The sequence below is a fragment of the Chitinimonas sp. BJYL2 genome (assembly GCF_027257935.1).
GTDB lineage: Bacteria > Pseudomonadota > Gammaproteobacteria > Burkholderiales > Chitinimonadaceae > Chitinimonas.
Window position 1 is genome coordinate 977803 of sequence record NZ_JANZKW010000001.1, and the last position, 24625, is coordinate 1002427.

Sequence of the window (24625 nt, forward strand, 5' to 3'; positions counted from 1 at the left end):
GCGGAGACGTCGGTCTACTGCACCACGGCCGGACGCAGATCCGCACGCTCGGCGATCTGGTCAACCACCTGCTGCGCCTGCTCGCGGTTGGCATAGGGGCCGACCCGGACTCGCCATACCCCACCGCTGTGCACGATGACTGGTGTACTGCCCAACCACGCCAGACTGTCAGTGGTCTTGATGCGGAATGCTTCAGCCGCCGCCGCCGTGCCAAAGGCGCCCAACTGCACCCAGCGCAAGGCGCCTTGGGTTTCGACCGGCGCGGGTGCGGGCTCTGCCACATCCCGGCTGACCCGTTCGGCCAGCTCAGCCAGCGGATCGCTGGTCCCCGTCAGCGTCTCGGGCGGGCGGCCCGGCGCGGCCTCTACCTCGCGCAAGAGCGTGGTAACCGGCGGGAGTGGGGCCGACTGCTCACCGGGCAGCAAGGCCTCAACCCGCACGCGGGCACTGCCGCCATGGTGATAACCCAGCCGGTAGGCCGCCGTGTAGGAGAGATCGATCACTCGCCCCTTGTGAAACGGGCCGCGGTCGTTGATGCGCACGACCACGGATTTGCCATTGGCCAAACTGGTCACGCGGGCATAGCTAGGAATGGGCAAGGTGGGGTGCGCAGCGGTCAGCTTGAAGACATCGTAGGGTTCGCCGCTGGCGGTACGTTTCCCGTGAAACTTGCGCCCATACCAGGAAGCCATGCCCTCTTCGCGGTAATCGCCCAGTGTCTTGCGCGGCACATAGGTCTTGCCGAACACCTTGTAGGGCCGATTGGCGTAACGGTGCAGCGGCTCCATCTGTGGTGCCGGCTCCGGCACCGCATCCAGATCGTAGGGCACCTCGGCCACCGGGCCGTCATCCTTGTAGTAGCCCCCCAGCTCCTGCGGGATCTGTTCCTGCTTGGGCGGTGGCAGGGGCGTCGCCGGCGCCGGAGCAGGCGTTGGCAGCGGCGCAGAACGAACGGGGGCTGGCCGCGGTGTCTGGGTGGCACACGCGGCAAGCAACAGGGCTAGCAGGACGGCTAAGTGGCGCAGGCTCAACGCTTGATCAACTTTCGGTCACGCTGGATGGACATCAGCATACCGAAACCGATCAGGATGGACAGCATTGCCGTGCCCCCGTAACTCACCAGCGGCAGCGGCACCCCCACAACCGGGAGCAGGCCCGCCACCATGCCGATATTGACGAAGGCATAGGTGAAGAACGACAGCGTCAGCGCGCCGGCTAACAGGCGGCCGAACAGGCTGGAAGCACTGTTGGCAATCATCAGCCCGCGCACGATCACGCACAGGTACAGCGCCAGCAGCAGCGCACAGCCAATCAGGCCGAACTCTTCGCTGTAAACGGCGAAGATGAAGTCAGTAGTGCGCTCGGGGATGAAATCGAGCCGGGTCTGGGTGCCATTCATCCAGCCCTTGCCGGTGATGCCGCCCGAACCGATGGCGATAGTGCCCTGGATGATGTGGTAACCCTTGCCCAGCGGATCGGCCATCGGGTCCAGCTGTACCTGCACGCGATGGCATTGGTAATCATGGAACACCGATGCGCAGCGGTTGAAATCGCCCACGAACCAGATGGTGGCCAGAAACATGGCCACCAGCGGCAGGATCACGCGCCATGACAGGCCTGCGAGGAACAAGGCATAGAACCCGGCCGCGCTGATCAGCAAGGACGTGCCCAGATCGGGCTGTTTGAGCACCAGCAAGACCGGCACGCCGATGATGGCTGCCGCCACCGCATAGTGGCGCGGCTGCAGCCAGGATTCATGACGCTGGAAGTACCAGGCCACCATCATGGGCACGGCCAGCTTGAGCAGCTCGGACGGCTGGATGCGGCCGATGCCGATATTGAGCCAGCGCGTCGCCCCGTTGACGGTAATCCCGAACAGCTCCACCGCCACCAGCAGCACCACCCCCAGCAGGTAGAGCGGCGGCGCCAGCCACATGAGCTGTGCGGGTTTGAGGTTGGCAACCAGCCACATCGCCAGCAAGGCCACCGAAACCGACACCATCTTGTTGGTGACCTTGTCCACGCTGCCATTGGAGGCGGAGTAGATGGTGATCAGGCTCACGCTGATCAGCAGGCCGACAAACAGGAACAACCAGGGATCGAGGGGTTCGGCCAGACGCCGGAAGAGTCGCTTAATCATGGCGATGCTGCTGCATGAAGTTCTCCAACGGCGTGCCTTCGGCCGAGTCGGCCGGCGCCTCATCCGGCAGGGGTTCCGCCGGTTTGGCCGGCAGCTTGCCCAGCAGGTAGTAATCAAACACCTGGCGCGCAATCGGCGCGGCCGCCTGAGCGCCGAAACCGGCGTTTTCCACAATCATCGCCAGCGCAATGCGGGGCTGATCCGCGGGGGCAAATGCAATGAACAGGGCATGGTCACGCAGGTCTTCGCGCGTGGTGCTGGCGTTGTACTTGGCGCCCTTGAGGCTGAACACCTGGGCCGTACCGGTCTTGCCGCCCGAGCCATAGGGCGCGCCAGCAAAGGCTCGCGAGGAGGTGCCCGCCAGGTTCACGTTGACCATGGCCTGCTTGATCACCTCGATATGCTCGGGCTTGTACGGCAGCCGCTTGATCGGCTGCGGCTCCATCTGCTTGCGCGCGCGGGTGCTGCTGTTCTCGATGTACTGCACCAGGTGCGGCCGATACTGCACGCCATGATTGACCAGCGTGGATACCGACTGGGCAAGCTGGATGATGGTGTAGCTGTTGTAACCCTGACCATTGCCGATGGAAATCGTGTCGCCCGCCAGCCAGCGCTGTTGCTCCTTGCGCTTGAAGGCCCGCCGCTTCCAGGCCTGCGAGGGCAGGATGCCTTCCTTCTCGCCAGGCAGGTCTATCCCCGTGCGGCTGCCAAAGCCCAACGGCCCCATGAAGCCCGCAATCAGGTCGATGCCCATATCGTTGGCGAGCTTGTAGTAATAGGTGTTGCAGCTCACCACGATGGATTTGTTCATGTCCACGAGGCCATGGCCATCCACCTTGTCATCCCGCCAGCGATGATTGCCCAGGATGAAGAAACCCGGATCCCCGATCGAATCATGCGCACGGCGCTTGCCGGTTTCGAGCGCAGCCAGCGCCATGAAGGGCTTGAAGGTTGAGCCCGGGGGATACAGACCCTGGATGGCCCGGTTGTTCAGCGGCCGGTCTGGCGACTCGTTGAGCTCCTTCCACGACACCGGGTCGATCCCGTCGACAAACAGGTTGGGGTCGAAACCGGGCCGCGAGATCAGCGCCAGCACACCGCCCGTCGCTGGCTCCATCGCCACCAGCGCGCCACGGCGCGTACCGAAGGCCTGCTCGGCAATTTGTTGCAGCTTGATATCGACCGAGAGGATCAGGTTGTTGCCTGACACCGGCGCCGTGCGCCTGAGCGAACGTACTGCACGTCCACCGGCATCAATCTCAACCTCTTCGTAACCTGTCTTGCCATGCAGCACGGTTTCGTAACTCTTTTCGAGACCGAACTTGCCGATATGGTCGGTGCCCTTGTAGTTGGCGATATCACTCTCGGCTTCGAGACGCTTCATGTCGGCATCGTTGATCCGGCCAATGTAGCCGATCAGGTGCGAGGCCGATTCGCCCATCGGGTACTGGCGGAACAGCCGGGCCTTGATCTCGACACCGGGAAAACGGAAGGCCTGGGCCGCAAAACGCGCCGCATCCTCATCATTGAGCCGGGTCTTGATGGGGATCGACTCGAATTCCTTGCTCTCGTCGAGCAGCTTGCGGAAACGGCGCCGGTCTTTGGGCGTGATCTCGATCAGCCCGGCCAGTGATTCAATCGTATCGTCCAGCTTGCCGGGCAGCTTGGAGGGCGTGATTTCAAGCGTGTAGGCCGAGTAGTTATGCGCCAGCACAATCCCGTTGCGGTCGGTGATGATGCCGCGCGAAGGCGGGATGGGCACCAGCGAGATGCGGTTGGATTCCGCCAGTGTCTGGTACTTCTGGTACTGCATGACCTGCAGATAGACCATGCGCCCGAACAGCACCAGCAACCCGGTGACCACCACGCTCAGCACCACCAGCAGGCGGCGCTGGAAGCTGAAGCGCTCGCCGTGATGGTCGCGCAGAACGGTGTAGCGGCTCATGACTGGATTTCAGTAGGCTTGTCGATCCGCTGCGGTGCCAGCAGCAAGTGGCTGACGGGCGCCCACAGCAAGGCACCCGTGATGGCGCCCACAAAATAGCTCCAGCCCGGAAAGGCACTGCCGGTAAGCGCGCGCACGCCCAGCATGATCAGCTGGTTGGTCAGCAGCAGCGGGCCAATATAAAGCGCCTGCTGCCACAGAGGGAACATGCCAAGCTGACGGTGCCGGGCGCTGATCAGCCAGGTCGTCGTGCAGTAGGCCAATCCATGCTGGCCGAACACATTGCCGTCACCGATATCCAGAATCAGACCCAGCCAGAACGCCCAACCCACGCTCACATGACGCGGCTGGTTCATGGCCCAGTAGAACAGCGTCAGGGCAACAAAATCCGGCAACAGGGCACGCCACCATGGCCCCCAGGGAATCAGGGTCAGGGTGACAGCCACAATGAAACTGAACACGATGAAGCCGGGCTTGACCGGCTTGAGCAACTGACTGGAAACCGGCATCAGGACGCTTCCTTGGCAGGTTTAGCGACGGCCGCGTCGGCATCAGCAGGGCGCGGCGGCAGCGGTCGGGTTTCGTCGAGTATCAGCAGGAAGCGGTGCTTGTCGATATCGGCAGCCGGTGCGCAGCGGACCTGCGCAAAGGCCACGCCCGGATTGCGATCCACCTTGACCACGCGCGCTACCGGCAAACCGGCCGGATAGGTGCCATCGATACCCGAGGTGACCAGTTCGTCACCCTCCTGGATATCCGCGTTCAAAGGCAGCCAGCGGACGATCATCGGATGCTGGTTGCCCTGCCCGTAGATGATCGCGCGCAGGCCATTGCGTACCACCTGAACAGGCACCGTGTGGTCTCGATGGGTAATCAGGGTGATTTCCGAGGTCAGCGGCTGGGCGCGGGTGATCTGCCCGACCACGCCACGCGGGTCGATTACCACCTGCCCCAGGTTGGCGCCCGTGGTTTCTCCCCGGTCCACCACCAGCTTGGCAGTGTAGGGATCACGGTCGTTGTAAAGCACTTCCGCCAGTACGCCTTTGCCGTGCTGGCTATCGCGTGTCGCGGTCAGCCTGCGTAGCTGGGCATTTTCTTCGCGCAAGGCATTGAGCCGTAGCAGCTCGGCGCTGGTGCGCAGGCGTTCGTCTTCGAGGCGGCGGTTCTCCTGCAGCAGCTTGGTTTGCGAGGTCAGAAAGTCCCCGGCCGTACGGGCGGCGGCTACCGGCGCCGTCGCCGCACGTTGCAAGGGATACAGCGCCATCGAGACCAGCTCGCGCACCGGCTGCAAGACATGCCAGCGCACATCTACCAGCAGCAGAACCGCCGATAAGCTGGCGTAGATCATCAGCAGGATATGCGGCCGCGGCCCCTGCTTGAAGAAAACGGGCTGGTGGGAAACGGCCATTGCGGCTCAATCCGTCATGAACACGGCCGACGCGAATGGACGACGTGCCGAAACAGACGCTACGGAGACAATACGAGCGCAGCGAGGCCCCCTTGCCGGCGGGCAAGGGCGGGGGGATGGGGATGAAAGCAGGGACCGGCCCGAACTAACACCCACCGAGAAAGAGGCCGGCTTTGCCGGCCCATAGCTGATGCTCAGCATCGCGCAAAAAACGGCCGGTCAATCGTTGGTGAAGATCGTGCCGATCTTGTCCATCTTCTCGAGCGCCTTGCCCGAGCCGCGTACCACGCAGGTCAGCGGATCGTCGGCGACGATGACGGGCAGGCCGGTTTCTTCCATCAGCAGACGGTCCAGATCGCGCAGGAGCGCGCCGCCACCGGTCAGTACCATGCCCTTTTCGGCAATGTCGGCACCCAGTTCCGGCGGGGTCTGTTCCAGCGCCTGTTTCACAGCCGAAACAATCTGGTTCAGCGGCTCGGTCAGCGCTTCGAGGATTTCGTTGCTGGAAATCGTGAACGAGCGCGGAATGCCTTCGGCCAGGTTACGGCCCTTGACTTCCATCTCGCGCACTTCGGCACCGGGGAAGGCCGAACCAATGGCCTTCTTGATCGACTCCGCGGTGGTTTCACCGATCAGCATGCCGTAGTTGCGGCGGATGTAATTGATGATGGCTTCGTCAAACTTGTCGCCACCCACACGCACGCTGTTGGCATACACAATGCCGCCCAGCGAGATCACGCCCACTTCGGTGGTACCGCCACCGATATCGACCACCATCGAGCCCGTGGCTTCTTCCACCGGCAGGCCGGCACCGATCGCAGCAGCCATCGGCTCTTCAATCAGCTCAACCTTGCGGGCACCGGCACCGAGGGCCGATTCCTTGATCGCGCGGCGTTCCACCTGGGTCGAACCGCAGGGCACGCAAATCACGATGCGCGGGCTGGCGGCAAACAAACGGCTCGGGTTCACCTTTTTGATGAACTGCTTGAGCATCTGTTCGGTAATCGTGAAGTCGGCGATCACACCGTCCTTCATGGGGCGGATGGCGGTGATGCTGCCGGGCGTGCGGCCCAGCATCTTCTTGGCCTCGGCGCCGACGGCGAGGATGGTTTTCTTGGCGCTGGGGCCGCCTTCCTGCTGGATGGCGACAACCGAGGGTTCATCGAGGACGATGCCCTTGCCGGAAACAAAGATCAGGGTGTTGGCCGTGCCAAGGTCAATGGCCAGGTCATTGGAAAAGTAACCGCTCAAGCTTCCGAACATATGCGCTTCCGTATCTGTGGTCGTGCGGCGCGAGGCGCCGGGAGCAATGGCCGCGAGGCAGCCACTGCACTGGATGTCCCTTTTATTCACCGGCCTTGTTGGTTTTGTCCTTGGGAGTCAACGCCTTGCGTCGCTGCCGGAGCAGGCGCGCGTTTCCCCGAGTCTTGGGCGCGATAAACCCGGTATGTTACCCTAATGAGCTTGCAAATCTAAACAATTGAAAGGTTTCGGCGATGTCCCTGACCGACTCCGATGTACGCCGTATTGCCCGCCTGGCCCGACTGCGCGTCACCGACGCCGAAGTCGTCGAAACCGGCCGGCAACTGAACGGCATTTTCGGCCTGATCGAACAACTGCAATCGATTGATACCGAGGGTGTCGAACCGATGAGCCACGCCCGCGATGTGGCCCTGCGCCTGCGCGAAGACGAAGCTCGCGCACCGAATCGCCGCGACGCCTTCCTGGCCGTGGCACCCGCTGCCGAAAACGGCCTGTATCTGGTCCCCAAGGTGATCGAATGAGCGCTGCCGCGCATATCCGCGCTACGCTGGCCGAATCGCAGTCACTGCTTGAGCGCGTGCTGGCGGATGAAGGCTTCATTGCCGCGGTCGAGCAGGCCAGCGAAGTGCTGCTTGCCGCCTTCCGCGCTGGCCACAAGGTGATCTCGGCCGGCAACGGCGGCTCGCACTGCGACGCCATGCACTTTGCCGAAGAGCTGACCGGCCGTTACCGCGACAACCGCCCCGCACTGGGTGCGATTGCGGTGTCCGACCCTTCGCACCTGAGCTGCGTGGGCAACGATTACGGCTTCGAGTTCGTGTTCTCGCGCTTTATCGAAGGCGTAGGGCAGGCGGGCGATGTATTCCTCGGCATCTCCACCAGCGGTAATTCCAAAAACATCCTGCGTGGCGTGGAAGCCGCGCGTGCCAAGGGCATGCAGGTCATCCTGCTACTGGGCAAGGATGGCGGCCAGCTCAAAGGGCTGGGCGATGCGGCCATTACCGTGCCGCACTTCGGTTACGCCGACCGCATCCAGGAAATCCATATCAAGGTCATCCACATCCTGATCGACCTCGTCGAACGTGGTCTCGGATATACAGAAGTACAGTCATGACGCATACGCTCAAACACGCTGCCGAACTGCTCGCCGGCGGCAAGACTTCCGCCGTTGAACTGGCCACCGACTACCTGGGCAAGATTGCCGCCGCCAACAGCGCGCTGAACGCCTTCATCACAGTTGATGCCGACAAGACGCTGGCCATGGCCCGCGCTGCCGATGCCGCGCGGGCTGCGGGCAATGCCGGCCTGCTGACCGGCGTGCCGATCGCCCACAAGGACATCTTCTGTGCCGAAGGCTGGAAGACGACCTGCGGCTCGAAAATGCTGGAAAACTTCGTCTCGCCTTACGATGCCGGCGTGATCGAGCGCTGCAACGCGGCCGGGCTGGTGACGCTGGGCCGCACCAACCTCGACGAATTCGCTATGGGTTCGAGCAACGAGAACTCGGCCTTCGGCGCGGTGAAGAACCCGTGGGACCCGAGCGCCGTACCCGGCGGCAGCTCCGGCGGTTCGGCTGCTGCGGTCGCCGCACGACTGGCCCCTGCCGCCACGGCCACCGATACCGGCGGCTCGATCCGCCAGCCGGCCGGCTTCTGCGGCGTCACCGGCCTCAAGCCCACCTATGGCATCGTCAGCCGCTATGGCATGGTGGCCTATGCATCGAGCCTGGACCAAGGCGGCCCGATTACCCAGACCGCAGAAGACTGCGCGCTGCTGCTGAACGTGATGGCCGGCTACGACGAACGCGATTCGACGAGTCTTGAGCAAGCCAAGGAAGACTACACGCGCGATCTGGCCAAGCCGCTGGCCGGCCTGCGCATCGGCCTGCCTAAGGAATACTTCGGCGCGGGCCTCGCCAGTGACGTCGCTGCCGCCATTGAAGCGGCCATGAGCGAGTACAAGAAGCTCGGCGCCGAAGTCGTGGAAATCAGCCTGCCGCGTACCGAGCTGGCCATCCCCGCCTACTACGTGATCGCCCCGGCCGAAGCCAGCAGCAACCTGAGCCGCTTCGACGGCGTGCGCTACGGCCACCGAGCCGCCGAATACACCGATCTCAACGATATGTACGAGAAGAGCCGCGCCGAAGGCTTCGGTGCCGAGGTCAAACGCCGCATTCTCACCGGCGCCTATGTGCTGAGCCACGGCTACTACGACGCCTACTACCTCAAGGCCCAGAAGGTACGTCGCCTGCTGGCCGAGGACTTCCAGAAGGGCTTCGCCGGCTGCGACATCATCGCCTCCCCGGTCGCCCCGACAGTGGCCTGGAATATCGGCGAAAAGGCCAACGACCCGGTCGCCAACTATCTGGCCGATATCTATACGCTGGGCGTAAACCTCGCCGGCCTGCCGGCGCTGTCGCACCCGGTTGGCTTCGGTGCCAATGGCCGTCCGGTGGGTCTGCAACTGATCGGCAATTACTTTGCCGAAGCGCGCTTGCTGAATGCGGCGCATCAGTTCCAGCTCGCCACCGACTGGCACACCCGCGCGCCGTCGCTGTAACCCGGATAAGGACACACACATGACTTGGGAAGTCGTCATCGGGCTGGAAATCCACACCCAGCTCTCGACCCAATCGAAAATCTTCTCCAACGCCAGCACGGCCTTCGGGGCGGAACCCAATACGCACACCTCCACGGTGGATATCGCCCTGCCCGGCGTGCTGCCGGTGATGAACAAGGCTGCCGTCGAGAAGGCCATCCAGTTTGGCCTGGCCATCGGCGCCAAGATCAACCGCAAATCGGTGTTCGCGCGTAAAAACTACTTCTACCCCGATCTGCCCAAGGGCTACCAGATCAGCCAGTTCGAGCTGCCGGTGGTGGAAGGCGGCGCGGTCACCATCCGCGTGGGCAATGAAGAGAAGCGTATCAACCTGACGCGGGCGCATCTGGAAGAAGATGCCGGCAAGTCGGTACATGAAGACTTCCACGGCATGAGCGGTATCGATCTGAACCGCGCCGGTACGCCCTTGCTGGAAATCGTGTCCGAACCCGAAATGCGCTCCGCGGCCGAGGCCGTGGCCTATGCCAAGGCGCTGCACAGCCTGGTGACCTGGATCGGCATTTGCGACGGCAATATGCAGGAAGGCTCGTTCCGCTGTGACGTGAACGTGTCGGTGCGCCCCAAGGGCCAGAAGGAGTTCGGCACGCGCCGCGAGATCAAGAACCTGAACAGCTTCAAGTTCATGGAGCAGGCGATCAAGTACGAGACCCAGTGGCAGATCGAGCAGATTGAAGACGGCCACACCATCCAGCAGGCCACCGTGCTGTTCGACCCCGATACGGGCGAAACCCGCATGATGCGCAGCAAGGAAGATGCGCACGATTACCGCTACTTCCCCGATCCGGACCTGCCACCGCTGGTGATTGGTGAAGACTGGATCGAGCGCGTGAAGGCCAGCCTGCCCGAGCTGCCCGAAGCCATGCAGGCGCGCTTTGAATCGCAGTATGGCATTCCCACTTACGACGCAGCCACGCTCACCGCCAGCAAGGCCACGGCGGCCTATTACGAAGCCACGGTCGCGGCTGGCGCCGATGCCAAGCTCGCCAGCAACTGGATCATGGGCGACATTTCCGCCGCGCTGAACCGCGAGGAGAAAGACATCGCCGATTGCCCGGTCGAGCCCCAGCGCCTTGCCGAGCTGATCGTTCGCGTGATGGACAAGACCATCAACAACAAATCGGCCAAGGACGTGCTCAAGGCCATGTGGGAATCGGACAAGCGTGCCGATGCGTTGATCGACGAGCTGGGCCTGAAGCAAACCACCGATACCGGCGCAATTGAAGCGATGGTCGACGAGATTCTCGCCGCCAACGCGCCCATGGTGGCCGAGTTCAAGGCCGGCAAGGAGAAGGCTTTCAACGCGCTGGTCGGCCAGTGCATGAAGGCCGCCAAGGGCAAGGCCGACCCGGCCACGATCAACGAGATCCTCAAGCGCAAGCTGGGCTGATCACCGCGATCTGCAACGCGCAAACGCCGGGCTAGCCCCGGCGTTTTGCATTGTTGTCCGGCCCGCTTCGACTACGCCGCTAAGATGCAACGCACATTCCCAGCGGGAGGAGTTGCGATGCGCATGCCGATTTACGGTTTCCTGTCTGCCTTGCTCGTTGCCACCACGGCGCAGGCCGATACGGCACCCGCCTTTGCCTGGCCCAACGGTGCCAAGGCCGCCGTCAGCCTCAGTTACGACGACGCAACCAACACCCAGCTCGATCACGCCATCCCCACGCTGGATCGCTACGGTATAAAAGCCACGTTCTACCTGACGCTATCGAGCCCCACGGTGCGCGAACGCATGACCGACTGGCGCGCCGCCGCCGCACGCGGCCATGAGCTGGGCAACCACACCCTGTTCCACCAGTGCGCGCGCAGCCAACCGAACCGCAACTGGGTGCAGCCGCACCATGATCTGGATCGCATCAGCGCCGCGCAACTGCGTGATGAAATCCGCGTGGGTAACACGATGCTGACGGCGATTGACGGCCAGACCGAGCGCACCTTCACAGCCCCCTGCGCCGAAGACAAAGCCGGCGGCGAGGACTACCTGCCGCTCATCGAGCCCGAGTTTGTCGGCATGAAGACCGCCATCGGCGGTGTAACGCCGTCCATGACCACGCTCAACCGCTACAGGGTTGGTTCGATGGGACCCGAGGGGCTTAGCGCGGCGGAGATGATCGCCATCGTGCGCGAAGCTGCCCGCAAAGGCACGATGGCGAGCCTGACCTTTCACGGCGTAGGTGGCGACTACCTGAGCGTGAGCCGGGAAGCCCACGAAGGACTGGTGCGCTATCTGGCCGAACATAAGACCATTTATTGGACTGATACCTTCGTCAATATCATGCGCCATGTTCGGCAGCAGTCTTTAACGACGGCAAAGCCTGTTGTAGCGGCGCATCCGGCCAAGACATCCCGATGAAAGCACTTGCAGTCCACTGGCCACTCCCCTAGCATCGGCAATACCAATTGCAGATATTTCGCCTTTCTGGACTTATAGTGGCATTTAAGCCGCGCCAGCCGGGCAGAAAACAGGAAGAGACTGCCGTGACCACTGCCACCTCGCGCCACCCGCTTGTCTGGGTGCCCTCGCTGTACTTTGCCCAAGGGCTGCCGTTTGCCGTGGTCATGATCATGGCCAGCATCATGTACAAGCAACTGGGCATCTCCAACGAGGAAATCACCTTCTGGACCGGCCTGCTGGGCTCGGCATGGGTGTTCAAGCCGCTGTGGAGCCCGTTCCTGGAAATGGTGGGCAGCAAGAAGGCCATGGTGGTGCTGTTCCAGCTGCTCGGCGGCCTGTGCATGATCGCCACGGCACTCACGCTTCACCTGCCGGGCTTCTTTACCTTCAGCGTGGCACTGCTCACCTTGGTGGCATTCGCCTCGGCCACGCACGATATCGCGGCCGATGGCTCGTATATCAGCAACCTCAGCAGTCAGCAGCAGGCGCTGTACTCGGGCTGGCTCGGTGCGTTCTGGAACGGCGGCAAGCTGTTCGTGCAGGGCGGTGTGGTGGTGGTGGCCGGCAAGCTGGAAGCCAGCATCGGCGTGGCGCAGGCCTGGTCCACCGTGCTCGGCGGCACCGGTGCATTGCTGATCGCGCTGGGTGTTTACCATCTGTGGGCCATGCCGCGTACCACCAACGCCGCGCCGGTGGCGGCCGGTTCGGTCGCCAATGTGGCCGAGACACTCAAGGACGTGATCGTCACCTTCTTCCAGAAACCCGGTATCTGGCTGGCCGTGGCCTTCATCATCCTGTTCCGCGCGGGCGAAGGCCAGGTGCAGACCGTGGGCCGGCTGTTCCTGCTCGACAAGACCGAACTGGGCGGCCTGGGCCTGACGACCGAGCAGATGGGCATTGCCTACGGCACCTTCGCCACACTGGCTTTCATAGGCGGCAGCATCCTCGGCGGTTACTTTGCCGCGTGGCGCGGGCTCAAGAAAGCCATGTTCCCGCTGATCGTGGCGATGAACCTGCCCAACCTGACCTTCTGGTACCTGAACGCCTACCAGCCCACCGATATCTACCTGATCACCACCGTGCTCAGTATCGAAATGCTGGGCTACGGCTTCGGCTTTACCGGGCTGATCCTGTACATCATGCAGGTTGTCGCGCCCGGTAAATACCCGACGGCCCACTACGCGCTGGGCACGGGCATCATGCAGCTGGGTTTCGTGCTGTTCCAGATGATGAGCGGCACGATCCAGAAATGGCTCGGTTATCACGACTTCTTCATCTGGTGCGTGGTATCGGCGATTCCGGTGCTGGTGCTCGCGCTGATCGTGAAGATTCCGGACAAGCAGCCCGAGCCCAGCGATAGCCCGGCAAGCGCAGCCGATCCGCAAGCTGCACCGGGCTGATAGCCCAATCCATCGTTCCGACAAACGCCGCTCACGGAGCGGCGTTTTGTTTATCCACAGCCCGTAGGGTGCATTCAGCAAATGCGCAAGGCACCAAAGCCGGGGTAACAAGCAGCGGTGCATTGCGGCCACAGGCCTTAATGCACCCGACGCGTAGCCGGCTGCATCCGCGATGAACAGCGCACCCAACCGGATCACGCCGTCTGGCGGCACCCGTCAACGCATGACAAAGGAATAAGCAACCAATCGCGACAACTCGCCACCGTTGCCGGCAACGATTGCCTTCTTGCTATCGAAACCTGCTCAAAAATTAAGCGAAATCGCTACGCATTCTGGCCGCCTGCCGGTAGAATGCGCGCCTGTTACCGCTGGAAGCCAAAGTCGTTTACGCCTTTCGTCTCCCAGCGGTTTTGCATTACTGGTCACGAATACGCGTTATCTAGCGCATCACGTGCAATGCAACACCCGGCAGAGCCGGGTGCTAACCAGCAGTGATACACGGCGGTCCCTCGCTGATTGAATCCACACCCCCCGCCCTCGCCGCCGCGAGGGGCCTGATGGGTGGCAGGCTTTGCCTGCCGGGTACCCATAGGACAGCAGAGATTGACTCGCTATCGCGAGTTGGCAGCCACTATTAACAAGAGTTTTCAAAACTCGATGCATATCGGCCCCTACCCACTCCGCAACCGCCTGATCGTCGCGCCCATGGCCGGCGTCACTGATCGCCCGTTCCGCATGCTGTGCAAGCGGCTGGGCGCGGGTCATGCCGTGAGTGAGATGATCACCAGCAATGCCATGCTCTATGGCAGCGCCAAGACCCGCCGGCGCGCCAATTTCGATGGCGAGCTGGCGCCGGTGGCGGTACAGATCGCGGGTTCAGACCCGGCACAGATGGCCGAGGCTGCGCGCCATAATGTGGCGGCGGGTGCGCAGATCATCGATATCAATATGGGTTGCCCGGCCAAGAAGGTCTGCAATGTGCTGGCCGGCTCTGCCTTGTTGCAGGACGAAGACCGCGTCAAACGCATCCTCGATGCGGTGGTCGGCGCGGTCGATGTACCGGTCACGCTCAAGACGCGCCTGGGCTTCAAGAACGGCGAAGAGAACATCCTGCGTGTCGCCAAACTGGCCGAGGATGCCGGGATCGCGGCACTGGCCCTGCATGGCCGCACGCGTGAAGACATGTACAACGGTGCTGCACGCTACGGCCTGATCGCCGAAGTAAAGCGCATGCTGAAAATCCCGGTGATCGCCAACGGCGATATCACCACGCCGCAAAAGGCACAGCAGGTACTGCACGAGACCGGTGCCGACGCGATCATGATCGGCCGCGCTGCGCAGGGCCGACCGTGGATCTTCCGCGAGATCAATCATTACCTCGATACCGGCACGCTGCTGGCCGCGCCACGCGTGAGTGAAATCCACGCGATCCTGATCGAGCATCTGCAAGACCATTACGATTTCCATGGCGAGTACTCGGGCTGCCGCATCGCCCGCAAACATATCGCCTGGTACACCAACGGCCTGCACGGCGCCAATGCCTTCCGCCAGCGCATGTATGTACTGGAAACCACGACCGAACAACTGGCGGCGGTGGATGCGTATTTCACCGAGCTGGCCCGGCAACACGAACGACTGACTTACCAAGACGAGACGGCCTTAGCGGCCGCTTAGCAGCCCCAGGGGAGAGAAAGACACCATGGCTCAGCATGATCAGATCTGTTTCGCCGTACGCGACGCGCTGGAACAGTATTTCCGCGACCTCGACGGCGAAGCGCCCCAGGCCATCTACGACATGGTCTTGGCCAAGGTCGAAAAGCCCATGCTTGAGGTGGTCCTCGGCAAGGCCCAGGGCAACCAGACCCGCGCCGCAGAGTTGCTGGGCATCAACCGCAATACCTTGCGCAAGAAGATGCAGGAACACGACCTGCTCTGACCCCATACCTCCGGCACGCCCGTGAGCATGCGGGTTGTGCCGACAGAACGATTTCATCCCTTCTTACTTCGGTACCCATCATGGTCAACATCAAGCGTGCGCTGATCAGCGTTTCCGACAAAACCGGCGTTCTCGACTTCGCCCGTGCCCTCAGCGAATTCGGCGTGGACATCCTTTCGACCGGCGGCACCGCCAAGTTGCTGGCCGAGGCCGGTATCAAGGTCACCGAAGTGGCCGATTACACCGGCTTCCCGGAAATGCTCGACGGCCGCGTCAAAACCCTGCACCCGAAGATCCACGGCGGCATCCTGGGCCGTCGCGATCTGGCCAGCCATGTCAGCAAGATGGCCGAGCATGGCATTGGCGGCATCGATCTGGTCTGCGTGAATCTGTACCCGTTTGAAGCGACCATTGCCAATCCCGATTGCACCTTTGACGATGCCATCGAGAACATCGATATCGGCGGCCCGGCCATGGTGCGCTCCGCCGCCAAGAACCACGCCTTTGTCGCCATCGTCACCGATGCCACCGATTACGCCCCACTGATCAGCGAGATGAAGGCCAACGATGGCGCCCTCGGCATCAACACACGCCGCAAGCTGGCCAAGAAGGCCTTCAGCCATACCGCTGCCTACGATGGCGCGATCAGCAACTACCTGACTTCGCTGACCGAGAGCGGCGAGCAGCAGACCTACCCGCAGCGCCTGAACGTGTCGTTCGAAAAAGTGCAGGACATGCGCTACGGCGAAAACCCGCACCAGAGCGCCGCCTTCTACCGCGATCTGGACCCGGCCGCCGGCTCGCTGGCCAACTACCGCCAGCTGCAGGGCAAGGAACTGAGCTACAACAACATCGCCGATTCGGACGCCGCCTGGGAAGCCGTGAAGGCTTTTGACGAGCCGGCCTGCGTGATCGTCAAGCACGCCAACCCGTGTGGCGTGGCCATCGCGGCCGATACGCTCACGGCTTACAAGCTGGCGTTTGCGACTGATACCACCAGCGCTTTCGGCGGCATCATCGCCTTCAACCGCGTGGTTGACGCCGCGACCGTCGAGGCCGTGACCGGCCAGTTCCTCGAAGTGCTGATCGCCCCGGCGTTTACCGATGAGGCCAAAGTCATCATCGCTGCCAAGAAGAACGTGCGCGTGCTGGAAGTACCGCTGGAAAACGGTGCCAACCGCTTTGACCTGAAGCGCGTCGGTGGTGGCATTCTGGTGCAGACGCCCGATGTGCACCGCATCAGCGTGGAAGATTTCAAGGTCGTCACCAAGAAGGCCCCGACGGCCGAGCAGCTCAAGGACCTGCTGTTCGCCTGGCGCGTGGCCCAGTTCGTCAAATCCAACGCCATCGTGTTCTGCGGTGGCGGCCAGACGCTGGGCGTAGGCGCCGGCCAGATGAGCCGTGTGGATTCGACCAAGATCGCCGCCATCAAGGCCAAGGGTGCAGGGCTCGATCTCAAGGGTTCGGTCTGCGCGTCCGATGCCTTCTTCCCGTTCCGCGACGGCGTGGACGTGATCGCCGAAAACGGCGTCAGCGCCATCGTCCAGCCGGGCGGTTCGATGCGCGATGAAGAAGTGATCGCCGCGGCTGACGAGCATGGCATTGCCATGGTGGTCACCGGCGTGCGCCACTTCCGCCACTAAGCAGTAGCTTCTGCCGGGCATGGTCGCCAAGCCATGCCCGGCGTCGATCAGCCCATACCGAAACTGCCGATGAACCAGCACTTCCAGATTCGCCCCGCCGTCGCGACCGATGTCAGCGCCATACTCGGCATGATCCGTGAGTTGGCGGATTTCGAGCAGTTGTCGCACTTGGTGGTCGCCACGGAGCAGGATCTGCTGGACCACCTGTTTGGCGCGCAGGGCGGCGTGGAATGCCTGATGGGGCTGGAAAACGATCAGCCCGTGGCCTTCGCGCTGTACTTCTATAATTTCTCGACTTTTCTGGGCAAACGCGGCCTGTATCTGGAAGACCTGTATGTCAAACCCGTCGGGCGCGGCAAGGGCTATGGCAAGGCCTTGCTGGCGGCGCTGGCCAAACTCGCGACCGAACGGCAGTGCGCCCGCTTTGACTGGAGCGTGCTGGACTGGAACGAGAACGCCATCCGCTTCTATCAAAGCCTGGGCGCAACCGTGATGCCGGATTGGCGTATCTGCCGGCTGACCGGTACCGAATTGCAGACACTGGCGGCGCAAGGCTGACGTTAGTGGGGTTTCATGTGAAACCCGACGCAGTGAGGTGTCAGGACTGAGATGCAGCGCGCCTGCTGCTCAGTCCTCACCCCTTACCGAGGTAAACCATGAACATTCTTGTCATCGGCTCTGGCGGCCGCGAACACGCGCTGGCCTGGAAAATTGCGCAATCCAAGCGCGTCGGCAAGGTCTTCGTCGCGCCGGGCAACCCCGGCACCGAACGCGAGGCCGGTCTGACCAATGTGCCCGTTACGGCAATTGCCGATCTGGTGGCTTTTGCCAAAAGCGAGAACGTGGCCCTCACGGTTGTGGGCCCCGAAGCCCCGCTGGCTGCAGGTGTCGTGGATGCTTTCCGCGCCGAGGGTCTGAAGATTTTCGGGCCGACCAAGGCCGCTGCCCAGCTCGAAAGCTCCAAGGATTTCGCCAAGGCCTTCATGGCTCGCCACGGCATCCCCACCGCCCAGTACCAGACCTTTGCCGATGCAGCGCAAGCCCATGCCTATGTGGCCCAGCGCGGTGCACCCATCGTCATCAAGGCCGATGGCCTCGCTGCCGGCAAGGGCGTGATCGTGGCCATGTCGCTCGACGAGGCCCACGCGGCTATCGATTTGATGCTGGTCGATAACAAGATGGGCGATGCCGGCGCGCGCGTGGTGATCGAGGATTTCCTCAAGGGCGAGGAAGCCAGCTTCATCGTGATGGTTGATGGCAAGAATGTGTTGCCGTTCGCCTCAAGCCAGGATCACAAACGCCTGCTGGATAACGATGCCGGCCCCAACACCGGAGGGATGGGCGCGTATTCGCCAGCCCCAGTCGTGACACCCGAAGTGCATGCCCGTGCCATGCGCGAGGTGATCCTGCCCACGGTGGCCGGCATGGCCAAGGACGGCATCCCGTACACCGGTTTCCTGTATGCGGGCCTGATGGTGGACGACGACGGCAGCGTCAATGTCGTCGAGTTCAACTGCCGCATGGGCGATCCGGAAACCCAACCGATCATGGCGCGGCTCAAGTCCGATATGGTGGGCTTGGTCGAACACGCAGTGAATGGCACGCTCGATCAGACCGAGGCCGAGTGGGACCGCCGCGTTGCCCTGGGTGTGGTACTCGCCGCCGCCGGCTACCCCGATGCCCCGCGCAAGGGCGATGTGATCCATGGCCTGCCGGCACAGCATGCCGACGATGCGCTGGTATTCCATGCCGGCACCGCCCGGCAGGGTGCGGATATCGTGACCAGCGGCGGGCGCGTGCTCTGCGTCACCGGCCTGGGCGATAGTGTGAAAGTCGCGCAGAAACGGGCCTATGATGTGATTGAGGGCATCCGGTTCGATGGCATGCAGTATCGCCGCGATATCGGCTTCCGCGCCTTGAGCCGCAAGGCGTAACCCATCAACTGACCAGGACGATCCCGATGAGCTGGTTCTCCAATTTGCTCAATGCCTTTACCGGCCTGTTCGGGATCAAATCCGCCTCGGCCGAGGCAGAAAAATCTGCCCTGACCGGCAGCCGCCAGTTCCGCCGCACGGCGGGTCACTGGCCGGTGTGGATCGAGCTGGGTAAAACCACGCGCGAGCAGACCCCGCCGCACGATGACTCCTGCTTCACCCTGCGCTTCTCGGCCAGCGATGCGCCCTTGCTGCGCTCACTGGGGATCCAGAGCCGGGATTTTGATGGCATCTACGTCAGCGACAAGCAATCGGCCGTGGTGCAACTGCCTGAGCGCTTGGTGGAAGAGCTGGGCAAGCATGTGGATCCGCCCGTTTATGTGGAGGCCTTTCTTGATGGCCAGCCGCTGGGCTCGCGCAAGTTCAGCCTGCCCCTGCGCTTCTAGCCGCGCCGGCTTAGGCCGCTTGCGGGTCATGCTCGCAGCAAGGCCCGCCAAGTCCTTGTCGCATAAGCCTTTCTGGCCCTAAGGGGTGGGCTGGGGTAGAATTCAGCCCCTTTGCCGCTGCCTTCCCCACGCATGTCGCTGTTTGCCCTTGGCCTCAATCATGAGACGGCACCCATCTCGGTGCGGGAGAAGCTCGCCTTCTCGCCAGAGGAATTGCGTGCGGCCGTGGCGGAACTCGTCGCCACCCATGGCGTACATGAAGCGGCCATTGTCTCCACCTGCAACCGCACCGAGCTCTACGCCAGCGCACGGGACGAAGCGATCCTGCTCGACTGGCTGGCGCAATCTCGCCAGCTCGACCGCGCCACCATCACCCCCTATCTATACCGCCTGCCCGAGCGCGATGCTGCCCGCCATGTGTTCCGCGTGGCCGCCGGTCTCGATTCCATGGTCTTGGGCGAAACGCAGATCCTTGGCCAGCTCAAGGATGCGGTGCGCGAGGCGCAAGAAGCCGGGGGGCTCGGCGCCTCGCTGAACGGCCTGTTCCAGAAAGCCTTCGCGGTAGCCAAGGACGTGCGCACGCAGACCGCGATTGGTGCCAACTCGGTCTCGATGGCTGCCGCAGCCGTCAAACTGGCCGAGCGCCTTTTTCCCGATATTGCCGAACTCGATGTGCTGTTCATCGGTGCCGGCGAAATGATCGAGCTGTGCGCCACCCACTTTGCCGCCAAACGCCCGCGGCGCATGGCCGTGGCCAACCGCACGGTGGAACGGGGCCAGGCACTGGCGCAGCAATTCGGCGGTGAGGCCTTTGCCTTGGCCGAATTGCCGGACCGTCTGCCGCAGTTCGATATCGTCATCACCAGCACCGCCAGCCAGCTGCCCATCATCGGCCTCGGTGCCGTCGAACGCGCGGTCAAGGCGCGCAAGCACCGGCCCATCTTCATGGTGGACTTGGCCGTACCGCGCGATGTGGAACCCGAAGTCGGTGCGTTGCCCGACGTGTATCTGTACTCGGTCGATGATCTGGCCGAAGTCGTCCGCCAGGGCCGCGCCGAGCGTGTGCAGGCGGTGGAAGCTGCCAGCGTGATCGTGGAGCAGGGTGCCGACGAGTTCATGCAATGGCTCGATAACCGTGCGCTCGTCCCCACCATCCGCGCGCTCAAGGATCATGCCGAGCGCCTGCGTCGCCATGAGCTGGAACGCGCCAGCAAGCTGCTACAAAAGGGCGAGGACCCGGCGGCCGTGCTCGAATCGCTTTCGCTGTCGCTCAGCAACAAATTCCTGCATGCCCCACTGGCCGCGCTGAATCAAGCCGCCACCAGCCAGCACGGCGATCTGATCGACGCCGTCCGCCGCCTTTACCACCTGCACGACGAGGAATAGCGATGCGCGCCGCTCCAGTGACCTGGTCCCGGGGCGCGTATGAGGTCAGCACCGACCTTGCCCGCCTCGATCTGTCCGCCGCCCACCAGATGATTGCCGGCACCTACTGGGCCGCCGACATCCCGTTCGAGACCTTCCGCCGCTCGGTGGAAGGCGCGTATACCTTCGGCGTTTACCATGCGGGCGAGCTGATCGGCCTGGCCCGCGTGATCAGCGACGGTGCGACGATTGCCTATCTGGGCGATGTGTATATCACCGAGGCACACCGCGGCCAGGGTCTGGCGCGCTGGCTGCTCGACTGCATCGACGCCCACCCCGATCTGCAAGGCCTGCGCCGCTGGATACTGCTGACGCGCGACGCACACGCCCTTTATCAGCAAGCCGGCTACACCGCGCTTGCCGCCCCCGAGCGCTGGATGGAACGCGCCGTGCCCAATCCTTACCGGAAACCTGCTCCATGAAGCCCAGCATCGCCCACAAGCTCGCCAATCTGGCCGACCGGCTCGAAGAAGTGAACCACTTGCTTGCCAGCGAGGAAGCCACGCGCGATATGGACCAGTTCCGCAAGCTCTCGCGCGAGCATGCCGAAATCACGCCGATCGTGGCGCTGTTCCACACTTACCAGCAGACCGAACGCGATCTGGCCACCGCCCGCGAGCTGCTGGACGACCCGGACATGAAGGAACTCGCCGAAGCTGAGCTGGCCGATGGCGAAACGCGGCTGGCCACGCTTGATGCCGAGCTGCAAACAGCGCTGCTGCCGCGCGATCCCAACGACGAGCGCAATATCTATCTGGAAATCCGCGCCGGCACGGGTGGCGATGAATCGGCGCTGTTTGCCGGCGATCTGTTCCGCATGTACAGCCGCTACGCCGAACGCAACCGCTGGCAGGTGGAAATCGTCTCGGCCAATGAATCGGATCTGGGCGGCTACAAGGAAGTGATTGCACGCATCGTGGGGCAGGGCGCGTATTCCAAGCTCAAGTTCGAGAGCGGTGGCCACCGCGTACAGCGCGTGCCGGCTACCGAATCGCAAGGCCGTATCCATACCTCGGCCTGCACCGTGGCGGTGATGCCCGAGGCCGACGAGCTCGAAGAAGTGAACATCAACCCGGCCGATATCCGTATCGACACCTTCCGCGCCAGCGGTGCCGGCGGTCAGCACATCAACAAGACCGACTCGGCCATCCGCATCACCCACTTCCCGACCGGGCTGGTGGTGGAGTGCCAGGACGGCCGTAGCCAGCATCAGAACAAGGCGCAGGCCCTGCGCGTGCTGGCCGCACGCATCAAGGACCAGCAGGAGCGTGACGCCCACGCCAAGGAAGCCGCCATGCGCAAGTCCCTGGTCGGCTCAGGTGATCGCAGCGAGCGCATCCGTACTTACAACTTCCCGCAGGGGCGGATGACCGATCACCGCATCAACCTCACTTTGTACAAGCTCGACACCATCATGGATGGCGATCTGTTCGAGCTGACCCAGGCGCTGCAGACCGAACATCAGGCCGAACTGCTGGCCGCGATGGCCGAACAGGGCGAGGGCAGCTAAGCTACAGACAGCGCTGATCATCCCCTGTCTACTACTGCTCCCTTTATGCTCCGCCAAACGGCTCTACGCCTGCTGTTGACCCTGGCCATGCTGCTGTTGACCCTGGTCGGCAGCCACGCAGCCGATGCGCTCACCGGGCAGGTTCAGTACCGCTGCGAGCCTGAGGGTCAGCGCCACACGCTCAGCAAGGCGGCGCCCTTCCGTATTGCGGAATCCGACTGGGCACGGGGCCGTCGCTGCGTGTTTGAGGCCCAGGTGCCCGAAGGTCATTGGCTGACCCTCTCGGCCATCGCCCAATCCCAGGTCCGCGTACTCAATGCCCCCTCCGGCCGGCCCAGTGCGGATCATGTCTGGCGCGATTCACGCAGCGCCGCCTTCGCGCCACGCGAGCAAGCGCGCGTCCAGATCGAGCTGATGGTGGTCCTCCCCATCGGCAGCGAGATCGGTATCCGCATCGAGCCACCCAGCGCGTTTCTGGCCCGCGAGAGCTTCAATAGCCAGTTCCGCAGTGCGCTGCTGATCTTGCTGAGCGCCATGGGCATCGTCAGCTTCCTGTTTGCCCGGGCGCTCAAGGACCCGGCCGTCGGCTGGTATGCGGGACTGACGCTTGCGGTGACGCTGGTTTGGGCCTTCCTCAGCGGCTATGCCATCGAGCCCAGCGGGCTGGCACTCAGCCAACCCTTGTTGACCCTGTGGCTGCTGCTGGCGGCTTATGGTGCCGGGCTATTCTTCAGCCTCCAGTTTGCCCTCAGCTTCTGCCGCACCGATCTTTACGCACCCCGCCTCGCCAAAGTGCTGCGTTGGCTGGCTTGGGGGGTGCTGGCCTATTGCGTGCTGGGTCTGGTTCCCGGCTGGTATGGCCCCGTGGTTGCCTACTTCAATCTGCTTGCCCTGATCGCGTTTCCCGCCATGCTGCTGCCGGCCGCGGCGGCCGTGCTGTTCGGTTCCCGTCGCTCGGGTCTGATGTTCCTGATCGCCTGGTCGCCCGTGATCCTGAGCTGGACTGGCCTGCTGCTGTATTTCGTCCCCGTGACCCCCGGTTACCCCGAGTGGCTCAAACTCATGGCACAAGGGCTGCGTGATATCGGCCTCTTGCCCGACTGGATCGCACAGGCACATACGCGCCAGGTTGCCTTGCTGGCTCAGGCTGCCATCTTTGCCATGGCACTGGCCTATCGCATTGCGCAGGGGCGCCAGGCCCGTGAGCACGAGGCCATGACGGACAAGGTCACCGGCCTCGTCAATCGCGCCTACTTCCTGCTCGAAGGGCAGCGCCAGCTGAATGCCGGCGGGCCGCAAGTCAAGACGTTGGCAGTGTTTGATATTGCCGACTTTGCCGCCATCAATGACACCCTGGGTTATGAATCCGGCGATGCCGTGCTCCGCGAAACCGCAGTGCGTCTGCGTCACCGTCTGGGCAAGGGGGCGCTGCTGGCACGGGTGGGCGGCAACGAGTTCGCAGTGTTGCTCAGCGACGGGAATGATCAGATTGCCTTGCAGATGCTGGGCAGTGCCATCAGCCGCCAGTCGCTCAATATCGAAGACCAGACACTCGATATCCGCCTGCGCTGCGGCGCCGCGCTATACCCGCGCCACGCGCCCGATATCGATGTACTGATGCGCCGTGCCGAACTGGCGCTGCAGCACGCCAAGCAGGAAAAGCAATCGGCCTTGCTGTACCGCGATGCGCTCGAGCGCGATCAGCGATTCCAGCTGTCGCTGCTGTCGGCCTTGCGTACGGCCGTCGATGAAAGGCAGCTGCAACTGCATCTGCAGCCCAAGATCGCCATCCACAGCGGCATGGTGACGGGAGCCGAGGTCCTGCTGCGCTGGCAGCACCCCGAACTGGGTCTGGTGGCCCCGCGCGACTTCCTGCCCTTTGCCGAACGCACCGGCCTGATCGTGGAGCTGACACGCTGGCTGCTGCTCGAATCCTTCAAGCTGGCGCGCCAGTGGCAATTACAGGGGCGCGAGCTGCGTCTGTCAGTCAACCTGTCGGCCAGCGATCTGATGGACCCGAACCTGCCTGCGCACATCTCCGAGTTCCTGATGCACAGCCAGGCCAATGCCCGGATGCTGACGCTGGAAATCACCGAGAGTGAAATCGTCCGCGACCCCCAACTCGCGCTAGACAGCATGCAGGCCCTGCGCACCATGGGCTTTCAGCTGGCGTTGGATGATTTCGGCACAGGCAACTCCGCCTTGGCTTACCTGCAGGACATGCCCGTCAACGAGGTCAAGATTGATCGCTCCTTTGTCGCCACCGCCGGCAAGGCCGAGCGTGGCCGCGTGTTGATCGCTGCCATCGTCGCGCTGGCCAAGACCTTGGGCCTTCGCACCGTGGCCGAAGGCGTAGAGGATATTGATGACTGGCATCGTGTTGCCGCGGCCGGCTGCGACGAGATCCAGGGCTACCTGGTCTCGCGCCCCCTGCGCGTGGATCAATTCCAGGAATGGCTGGTGCTCAACCAGCCATTCCTGATTCCGGAGCCCCATGAAGAGGACTTGAAATCGTCCGGCACGATATCCATTTAGGTTCACGAGACGGCAGGATCGTCCTG

General features: G+C 63.0%; 22 protein-coding genes. 16 read left to right on the top strand and 6 right to left on the bottom strand.

The window, feature by feature from the left end; all coding sequences use genetic code 11:
- Window positions 1-14: 14 nt before the first annotated feature.
- From O9X62_RS04565 to O9X62_RS04590, 6 genes are all read right to left on the bottom strand, one after another.
- Complete coding sequence (locus tag O9X62_RS04565; RefSeq protein WP_269531580.1) at window positions 15-1031, bottom strand: septal ring lytic transglycosylase RlpA family protein; 1017 nt, start codon at window positions 1029-1031, stop codon at window positions 15-17.
- Window positions 1028-2140: a rod shape-determining protein RodA gene (gene rodA / locus O9X62_RS04570; protein WP_269531581.1), complete on the bottom strand. Its 1113-nt coding sequence runs from the start codon at window positions 2138-2140 to the stop codon at window positions 1028-1030. The genes O9X62_RS04565 and rodA overlap by 4 nt, the downstream gene beginning before the upstream one ends.
- The gene (gene mrdA / locus O9X62_RS04575) at window positions 2133-4085 is read right to left on the bottom strand and encodes a penicillin-binding protein 2 (RefSeq protein WP_269531582.1); all 1953 of its coding nucleotides are present in this window, start codon (window positions 4083-4085) and stop codon (window positions 2133-2135) included. The genes rodA and mrdA overlap by 8 nt, the downstream gene beginning before the upstream one ends.
- Complete coding sequence (gene mreD / locus O9X62_RS04580) at window positions 4082-4594, bottom strand: rod shape-determining protein MreD (protein WP_269531583.1); 513 nt, start codon at window positions 4592-4594, stop codon at window positions 4082-4084. The genes mrdA and mreD overlap by 4 nt, the downstream gene beginning before the upstream one ends.
- Window positions 4594-5493 (bottom strand): rod shape-determining protein MreC, encoded by a 900-nt coding sequence (gene mreC, locus O9X62_RS04585; RefSeq protein ID WP_269531584.1) that lies wholly within the window; start codon window positions 5491-5493, stop codon window positions 4594-4596. The genes mreD and mreC overlap by 1 nt, the downstream gene beginning before the upstream one ends.
- Before the next feature lie 219 nt (window positions 5494-5712).
- The gene (locus O9X62_RS04590; RefSeq protein WP_269531585.1) at window positions 5713-6756 is read right to left on the bottom strand and encodes a rod shape-determining protein; all 1044 of its coding nucleotides are present in this window, start codon (window positions 6754-6756) and stop codon (window positions 5713-5715) included.
- Window positions 6757-6989: 233 nt separating this feature from the next.
- Here O9X62_RS04590 and gatC point away from each other — a divergent pair, with 233 nt between their 5' ends.
- The 16 genes from gatC (at window position 6990) to O9X62_RS04670 (ending at window position 24599) form a co-directional block, all read left to right on the top strand.
- Window positions 6990-7277 carry an Asp-tRNA(Asn)/Glu-tRNA(Gln) amidotransferase subunit GatC gene (gene gatC, locus O9X62_RS04595; protein ID WP_269531586.1) on the top strand — a complete coding sequence of 96 codons (288 nt, stop codon included), beginning with the start codon at window positions 6990-6992 and terminating at the stop codon, window positions 7275-7277.
- The gene (gene lpcA, locus O9X62_RS04600) at window positions 7274-7870 is read left to right on the top strand and encodes a D-sedoheptulose 7-phosphate isomerase (RefSeq protein ID WP_269531587.1); all 597 of its coding nucleotides are present in this window, start codon (window positions 7274-7276) and stop codon (window positions 7868-7870) included. Before gatC ends, lpcA begins: the two co-directional genes overlap by 4 nt.
- Entirely contained in the window at window positions 7867-9315 is a 1449-nt protein-coding gene (gene gatA / locus O9X62_RS04605; RefSeq protein ID WP_269531588.1) for an Asp-tRNA(Asn)/Glu-tRNA(Gln) amidotransferase subunit GatA, read from the top strand. Before lpcA ends, gatA begins: the two co-directional genes overlap by 4 nt.
- A 19-nt stretch (window positions 9316-9334) precedes the next feature.
- Complete coding sequence (gene gatB, locus O9X62_RS04610) at window positions 9335-10762, top strand: Asp-tRNA(Asn)/Glu-tRNA(Gln) amidotransferase subunit GatB (protein ID WP_269531589.1); 1428 nt, start codon at window positions 9335-9337, stop codon at window positions 10760-10762.
- 123 nt (window positions 10763-10885) lie between these two features.
- Window positions 10886-11728, top strand: a complete 843-nt coding sequence (locus O9X62_RS04615) for a polysaccharide deacetylase family protein (protein WP_269531590.1) — start codon at window positions 10886-10888, stop codon at window positions 11726-11728.
- Between the two features lie 125 nt (window positions 11729-11853).
- Complete coding sequence (locus tag O9X62_RS04620; protein ID WP_269531591.1) at window positions 11854-13170, top strand: MFS transporter; 1317 nt, start codon at window positions 11854-11856, stop codon at window positions 13168-13170.
- A 657-nt stretch (window positions 13171-13827) separates the two neighbouring features.
- Window positions 13828-14844 carry a tRNA dihydrouridine synthase DusB gene (dusB, locus tag O9X62_RS04625; protein WP_269531592.1) on the top strand — a complete coding sequence of 339 codons (1017 nt, stop codon included), beginning with the start codon at window positions 13828-13830 and terminating at the stop codon, window positions 14842-14844.
- A gap of 25 nt (window positions 14845-14869) precedes the next feature.
- Window positions 14870-15106 carry a helix-turn-helix domain-containing protein gene (locus O9X62_RS04630; RefSeq protein WP_269531593.1) on the top strand — a complete coding sequence of 79 codons (237 nt, stop codon included), beginning with the start codon at window positions 14870-14872 and terminating at the stop codon, window positions 15104-15106.
- Between the two features lie 80 nt (window positions 15107-15186).
- Window positions 15187-16749: a bifunctional phosphoribosylaminoimidazolecarboxamide formyltransferase/IMP cyclohydrolase gene (purH, locus tag O9X62_RS04635; RefSeq protein WP_269531594.1), complete on the top strand. Its 1563-nt coding sequence runs from the start codon at window positions 15187-15189 to the stop codon at window positions 16747-16749.
- 69 nt (window positions 16750-16818) lie between these two features.
- On the top strand, window positions 16819-17307 hold the full coding sequence (locus tag O9X62_RS04640; protein WP_269531595.1) for a GNAT family N-acetyltransferase: 489 nt from the start codon (window positions 16819-16821) through the stop codon (window positions 17305-17307).
- Window positions 17308-17405: 98 nt separating this feature from the next.
- Window positions 17406-18683, top strand: a complete 1278-nt coding sequence (gene purD / locus O9X62_RS04645) for a phosphoribosylamine--glycine ligase (protein ID WP_269531596.1) — start codon at window positions 17406-17408, stop codon at window positions 18681-18683.
- A 26-nt stretch (window positions 18684-18709) separates the two neighbouring features.
- Window positions 18710-19129 (top strand): hypothetical protein, encoded by a 420-nt coding sequence (locus tag O9X62_RS04650; RefSeq protein WP_269531597.1) that lies wholly within the window; start codon window positions 18710-18712, stop codon window positions 19127-19129.
- 132 nt (window positions 19130-19261) lie between these two features.
- Window positions 19262-20515, top strand: coding sequence for a glutamyl-tRNA reductase (hemA, locus tag O9X62_RS04655; protein ID WP_269531598.1), 1254 nt, complete (start codon window positions 19262-19264; stop codon window positions 20513-20515).
- Between the two features lie 2 nt (window positions 20516-20517).
- Window positions 20518-20976, top strand: coding sequence for a GNAT family N-acetyltransferase (locus O9X62_RS04660; protein ID WP_269531599.1), 459 nt, complete (start codon window positions 20518-20520; stop codon window positions 20974-20976).
- A complete protein-coding gene (gene prfA, locus O9X62_RS04665) occupies window positions 20973-22064 on the top strand; it encodes a peptide chain release factor 1 (protein WP_269531600.1) in 1092 nt (363 codons plus the stop codon). Before O9X62_RS04660 ends, prfA begins: the two co-directional genes overlap by 4 nt.
- An 87-nt stretch (window positions 22065-22151) precedes the next feature.
- Window positions 22152-24599, top strand: a complete 2448-nt coding sequence (locus tag O9X62_RS04670) for a bifunctional diguanylate cyclase/phosphodiesterase (protein ID WP_269531601.1) — start codon at window positions 22152-22154, stop codon at window positions 24597-24599.
- Window positions 24600-24625 lie beyond the last annotated feature (26 nt).

Bases quoted from the DNA above. Each gene is read 5' to 3' on its own strand.
- O9X62_RS04660 (WP_269531599.1), top strand. From the start codon at position 20,518: ATGCGCGCCGCTCCAGTGACCTGGTCCCGGGGCGCGTATGAGGTCAGC.
- O9X62_RS04615 (WP_269531590.1), top strand. From the start codon at position 10,886: ATGCCGATTTACGGTTTCCTGTCTGCCTTGCTCGTTGCCACCACGGCG.
- mreD (WP_269531583.1), bottom strand. From the start codon at position 4,594: ATGCCGGTTTCCAGTCAGTTGCTCAAGCCGGTCAAGCCCGGCTTCATC.
- O9X62_RS04650 (WP_269531597.1), top strand. From the start codon at position 18,710: ATGAGCTGGTTCTCCAATTTGCTCAATGCCTTTACCGGCCTGTTCGGG.
- O9X62_RS04670 (WP_269531601.1), top strand. From the start codon at position 22,152: ATGCTGCTGTTGACCCTGGTCGGCAGCCACGCAGCCGATGCGCTCACC.
- gatA (WP_269531588.1), top strand. From the start codon at position 7,867: ATGACGCATACGCTCAAACACGCTGCCGAACTGCTCGCCGGCGGCAAG.
- purH (WP_269531594.1), top strand. From the start codon at position 15,187: ATGGTCAACATCAAGCGTGCGCTGATCAGCGTTTCCGACAAAACCGGC.
- gatB (WP_269531589.1), top strand. From the start codon at position 9,335: ATGACTTGGGAAGTCGTCATCGGGCTGGAAATCCACACCCAGCTCTCG.
- gatC (WP_269531586.1), top strand. From the start codon at position 6,990: ATGTCCCTGACCGACTCCGATGTACGCCGTATTGCCCGCCTGGCCCGA.
- hemA (WP_269531598.1), top strand. From the start codon at position 19,262: ATGTCGCTGTTTGCCCTTGGCCTCAATCATGAGACGGCACCCATCTCG.
- dusB (WP_269531592.1), top strand. From the start codon at position 13,828: ATGCATATCGGCCCCTACCCACTCCGCAACCGCCTGATCGTCGCGCCC.
- rodA (WP_269531581.1), bottom strand. From the start codon at position 2,140: ATGATTAAGCGACTCTTCCGGCGTCTGGCCGAACCCCTCGATCCCTGG.
- mrdA (WP_269531582.1), bottom strand. From the start codon at position 4,085: ATGAGCCGCTACACCGTTCTGCGCGACCATCACGGCGAGCGCTTCAGC.
- O9X62_RS04630 (WP_269531593.1), top strand. From the start codon at position 14,870: ATGGCTCAGCATGATCAGATCTGTTTCGCCGTACGCGACGCGCTGGAA.
- O9X62_RS04590 (WP_269531585.1), bottom strand. From the start codon at position 6,756: ATGTTCGGAAGCTTGAGCGGTTACTTTTCCAATGACCTGGCCATTGAC.
- prfA (WP_269531600.1), top strand. From the start codon at position 20,973: ATGAAGCCCAGCATCGCCCACAAGCTCGCCAATCTGGCCGACCGGCTC.
- mreC (WP_269531584.1), bottom strand. From the start codon at position 5,493: ATGGCCGTTTCCCACCAGCCCGTTTTCTTCAAGCAGGGGCCGCGGCCG.
- purD (WP_269531596.1), top strand. From the start codon at position 17,406: ATGAACATTCTTGTCATCGGCTCTGGCGGCCGCGAACACGCGCTGGCC.
- lpcA (WP_269531587.1), top strand. From the start codon at position 7,274: ATGAGCGCTGCCGCGCATATCCGCGCTACGCTGGCCGAATCGCAGTCA.
- O9X62_RS04640 (WP_269531595.1), top strand. From the start codon at position 16,819: ATGAACCAGCACTTCCAGATTCGCCCCGCCGTCGCGACCGATGTCAGC.